Source organism: Pseudomonas sp. BJa5, from assembly GCF_030272875.2.
Classification (GTDB): domain Bacteria; phylum Pseudomonadota; class Gammaproteobacteria; order Pseudomonadales; family Pseudomonadaceae; genus Aquipseudomonas.
The window spans coordinates 1-3,242 of the sequence record NZ_JALRNG020000077.1; the positions used below are offsets into that span (position 1 = coordinate 1).

Sequence of the window (3,242 nt, forward strand, 5' to 3'; positions counted from 1 at the left end):
ATGTTCTTCACGTAGTCAGCGTGACCTGGGCAGTCAACGTGAGCGTAGTGACGAATGTTCGAGTTGTACTCGACGTGAGCGGTGTTAATGGTGATACCGCGAGCTTTTTCTTCCGGAGCGCTGTCGATCTTGTCGAATTCAACAACGGCCGAGCCGAAAACTTCGGAGCAAACGCGAGTCAGCGCTGCGGTCAGCGTGGTCTTGCCATGGTCAACGTGACCAATGGTGCCGACGTTCACGTGCGGCAGACTACGATCAAACTTTTCCTTAGCCATCGAGAAAATCCTCAGCAAGAAGAAAGAAGCAAGTGAATACGACCATTAAAACAAAGGCAGATATTTTCATATCTGCCTTGTTATATGGAGCTCTTGAGCGGATTTGAACCGCTGACCTCACCCTTACCAAGGGTGTGCTCTACCAACTGAGCTACAAGAGCGTAACACTGTGCAAAAACAGCAAACCTGGAGCGGGTAGCGGGAATCGAACCCGCATCATCAGCTTGGAAGGCTGAGGTTCTACCACTAAACTATACCCGCGGAGCTTGCGGCTCTCGCTAAACTGGTGGAGGGGGAAGGATTCGAACCTTCGAAGTCGTAGACGTCAGATTTACAGTCTGATCCCTTTGGCCGCTCGGGAACCCCTCCTGAACGTGGGCGGCATCTTAATCTCTTGCCGTCCTGTTGTCAAGCTTTTTCTCATTAAAATCTTGAGGTTAGCTACTTTGACAACTGCTTCACTTCGTTACCACTTAGTGGTTATCGCTGTGGAGCGGGCGCCATTCTAACAGGCTATTCACCAGTTGCAATACCCTCGCACAACATTATTTTATGTTTTAAGTCTTTGAAATCCCTAGAAAGTGTTCCGAGCACGGTTTGGTCCAGCAAACGCTGGCTTTGCGGCGCAATCTGCAACCACAAACCGGCTGCATCACCCAGCCGCCCAACCACCGGAACAGCCCCTACATCAAGGGTCAGCAGCCGTTGGCGCAAGGCCGCAAGCTGCTCCTTGCTGCTCAGGCCACCTACATACAGGCATTCCTGGCCACGCTCAGGGGCCTGTTTGCCGCTCTGGGACTCACTCAGCAAGCGAATCCCCTGCTGATTCCCCTTGTACAACGACAACGGCGCCACTTCCTTGGCCTTCAGCGGTGCCTCCTGCTGGTGCCAGACGTAATAGACGCCATTGAGCACCACTAACAACAGAAACAACCAACGCATAGCCACCTCAATCCAGGGGACAGGCCAGAGCCAGGCCAACGAATACCAGGTCAGGTACGACAAGGGCGCTCGGCGCGGCTTCTTGCACCAGAGGTGCATCCCCTCCGGTCAGCAGCACCACGAAATCATTCCCCCACAGTGCCTTTGCATGGGCAAGCTGGGAACCGACGAAGCCCTGCAGCATATGCACACAACCACGCTCGACCGCTTCGACCGTAGAACGTCCCGGGGCCATGCTCGACAGCGCCCGCTCAGCCGAAGCGTCGTCGTAACGGATACGCCGGGTGTGGGTACGCAACTGGCTGCGCATCAGCGGCATACCCGGACAAATGAAGCCGCCCAGGTGCTCGCCATCGGCCGCGACGAAATCGGCCTTGGCCGCCGTACCGAAGTCCATGACCAGGCAGGCGCCCTTGGCCAGGTGATAGCCACCCAGCACAGCAAGCCAGCGGTCCAGGCCGAGGCGCTGGTAGTCCTCATAACCATTGCGCACCCCGCCCACCTCCCGGGCCGGTTGTGCAACCATCACCTCAAGACCGAAGCATTGGGCCAGCAGCGCGCAGAGGCTGGCGGTTTCCTCTTCGCTTCGCACGCTGACCAGGCGACAGCGCTCAGGCGGCACAGCCAACGCTTTGATCGCCGTCACCAGCGCCTGGTCGGAATCGACCACGCCGCCGACGACGAGGGTCGCGAAGGCACTGCGAACGATCCGCCACTTGATGAAGCTGTTACCGCAATCGAGCTCAAGAATCATCACGCAACCTCAAACTGAGCTCACCACCGCTGAAGCTCTTTTCTTCACCATCGACCTCAAGACGCAATGCGCCCTGACCATCGATACCCAACACTACGCCATCGATCCTGTTGACCCCGGCGATCAGTGATACCGCCCTACCCTGCCATAGGTGCGCCTGCTCCCATTCAACCTGGAAGGCGGCAAAGCCCTCCAGGCGATGGCGCTCGAGATCGATCTGCAGGTTGTGGTTGAGCCTGGCGACCATCAGGTTGCGATCGATATTCACACCTGTTTCCCGGCGCACCGATGTCCACAGCTGATCGACCTCGCTGGCGACCTGCATGTTCACATTGATGCCGATCCCCAGCACGACATGACAGACATCCGCAGGGTCGCCCACCAGCTCCAGGAGAATGCCGGCGATCTTCTGATTATTGACCAATACATCGTTTGGCCATTTCAGGCCGGCCTCTGCAACGCCAAATGACTGCAATGTGCGCAAGACCGCAAGGCCGACGACCAGGCTCAGGCCTTCAAGCTGGCGCATGCCACCCTCTATGCGCAGCACCAGGCTGTAATAGAGGTTTTCAGCGAAAGGACTGACCCACTGGCGGCCTCGCCGGCCACGACCGGCCGTCTGGCGCTCGGCCAGCACCAGGAACGGCGCAGCCTGCCCATCGCCAATGGCACGCAACGCCTGGGCATTGGTCGAGTCAATGGAATCGTGGATCGATACGGGCCAGTGCTCGCCCAGGGAGGACTCGGCGATTGCCGCCTCTTCCAGCAACGACAACGGCGCGGCCAACTGGTAGCCGCGGCCACGCACTTTGTGAATAGGCAGATTCAGCTCAGCCTCAAGGTGCTGTAGCTGCTTCCAGACAGCACTGCGACTTACGCCAAGGGCGGTCCCCAGGTCCTGCCCGGAATGGAACCGACCATCCTTGAGGAGCTTCAACAACTTCAGCATGCCAATCTCGACTCATAATGAGGTTGGCATGATAGCTAGGCAGGTGGGGATTGCATAGAAAACAGCGGGCTGGATATTGGCTGCGTTCGACCTGTAGGAGCGGCGGTGGGAGCGGGCTTGCCCCGCGATCGCGGTCTGCAGGACACATCGCATCGCGGGGCAAGTCGGATCGCCGCACCGCCGCTCCCACAGGGGGCCATTGACTGCAGGAATGGGCAGCCAGAAAGACAAAACCCCTACCTGCGTGCGCAGATAGGGGTTTCGGAATTTAATCTTGACGATGACCTACTCTCACATGGGGAAACCCCACACTACCATCGGC

The 3,242-nt window shown here is 58.1% G+C and carries 4 protein-coding genes and 3 tRNA genes; all 7 read right to left on the bottom strand.

Annotation, left to right across the window (positions count from 1 at the left end; all coding sequences use genetic code 11):
• Window positions 1–275 (bottom strand): GTP-binding protein (locus tag M2D63_RS25425; protein WP_285865859.1); only part of this gene is annotated, 275 nt, incomplete at its 3' end.
• An 85-nt stretch (window positions 276–360) separates the two neighbouring features.
• Window positions 361–436 (bottom strand) — tRNA-Thr (locus M2D63_RS25430).
• 26 nt (window positions 437–462) lie between these two features.
• A tRNA-Gly gene (locus M2D63_RS25435) sits at window positions 463–536 on the bottom strand.
• A 23-nt stretch (window positions 537–559) separates the two neighbouring features.
• Window positions 560–644: transfer RNA gene (locus tag M2D63_RS25440), tRNA-Tyr, on the bottom strand.
• Window positions 645–788: 144 nt separating this feature from the next.
• Complete coding sequence (locus tag M2D63_RS25445) at window positions 789–1,217, bottom strand: hypothetical protein (protein ID WP_285865860.1); 429 nt, start codon at window positions 1,215–1,217, stop codon at window positions 789–791.
• 7 nt (window positions 1,218–1,224) lie between these two features.
• On the bottom strand, window positions 1,225–1,971 hold the full coding sequence (locus M2D63_RS25450; protein WP_285865861.1) for a pantothenate kinase: 747 nt from the start codon (window positions 1,969–1,971) through the stop codon (window positions 1,225–1,227).
• Window positions 1,961–2,920 carry a bifunctional biotin--[acetyl-CoA-carboxylase] ligase/biotin operon repressor BirA gene (gene birA / locus M2D63_RS25455; RefSeq protein ID WP_285865862.1) on the bottom strand — a complete coding sequence of 320 codons (960 nt, stop codon included), beginning with the start codon at window positions 2,918–2,920 and terminating at the stop codon, window positions 1,961–1,963. Before birA ends, M2D63_RS25450 begins: the two co-directional genes overlap by 11 nt.
• Window positions 2,921–3,242 lie beyond the last annotated feature (322 nt).

What these genes read in the sequence shown, in the direction of transcription:
- M2D63_RS25445 (WP_285865860.1), bottom strand. Translation starts at nt 1,217, where the DNA reads ATGCGTTGGTTGTTTCTGTTGTTAGTGGTGCTCAATGGCGTCTATTAC.
- M2D63_RS25450 (WP_285865861.1), bottom strand. Translation starts at nt 1,971, where the DNA reads ATGATTCTTGAGCTCGATTGCGGTAACAGCTTCATCAAGTGGCGGATC.
- birA (WP_285865862.1), bottom strand. Translation starts at nt 2,920, where the DNA reads ATGCTGAAGTTGTTGAAGCTCCTCAAGGATGGTCGGTTCCATTCCGGG.